Source organism: Bartonella sp. AA86SXKL (assembly GCF_042196885.1).
Genome location: NZ_JBHIRE010000281.1, coordinates 1 through 758, shown reverse-complemented (window position 1 = coordinate 758; position 758 = coordinate 1). Strand labels below are relative to the sequence as shown.

Sequence of the window (758 nt, the reverse complement as noted above, 5' to 3'; positions counted from 1 at the left end):
CAACATTCATCATGACAAGGTTTTTGTTGTTTTCAAGCGCTTTAAAGCCAATTTCTGCTCCCGCTTCAGGATAGCCTGTTGCATCAACGATAATATCAATTTGCTCATGGCGTAAAACAAGATCAATATCATTTGTGGCTGCAATCAAACCTTTTTCGATAGTTCGGGTTAGAGCACTGGCATTTTCAACTTCACGCACATGTCCCTCTTCGCCATAGGCTAATCTAGCAGCATCAAAAATACGCGAGGGTGTTCGGGTAGCAACGGCTGCAACCGTTATGCCATCCATATGTGCAATGCTTGAGAGCAAATCTGTTCCCATTTCACCACACCCAATCAATCCAATACGGATGGGAGGGTGGTTTTCTGCACGCTGCTTTAAATCATGCGCCAAACCTGTTAGGCTCACATTGCTTGCCATTATTTTTTCCCATTTGAAAATTACTTTGCTAAAGAAGAGTTTTCTTATTCATAAGCCCCATTTTCTTTTAAGACAGTTCATCTTTTATTCTTGATGCTCTAATCAATGGGTTTTATAAAAGCAAGAGGTTTGGGGTAGTTTTACCAAATAAAACAGGAAAAGGCGTTATGCAACAAAAAATAGCAGTACAAGATGTAGCTAATTTTATTGGGAAAGAAATAGGATTATCGCGGTGGCGTCTTGTTACGCAGGATATGATTAATCAATTTGCATGCGCAACAGATGATCATCAATGGATCCACGTAGATGAGGAAAAGGCTAAAAAAACGCATTTCGG

At 40.1% G+C, this 758-nt stretch carries 1 protein-coding gene and 1 pseudogene; one reads left to right on the top strand and one right to left on the bottom strand.

Features of this window, described 5'->3' with window-relative positions:
- Nucleotides 1-421: pseudogene (locus ACFIO5_RS11540) on the bottom strand (homoserine dehydrogenase); the annotation flags it as partial.
- Nucleotides 422-588: 167 nt separating this feature from the next.
- On the opposite strand from ACFIO5_RS11540, the gene ACFIO5_RS11535 reads away from it, so the two are divergent.
- Nucleotides 589-758 (top strand): MaoC/PaaZ C-terminal domain-containing protein (locus ACFIO5_RS11535; protein WP_375705485.1); only part of this gene is annotated, 170 nt, incomplete at its 3' end.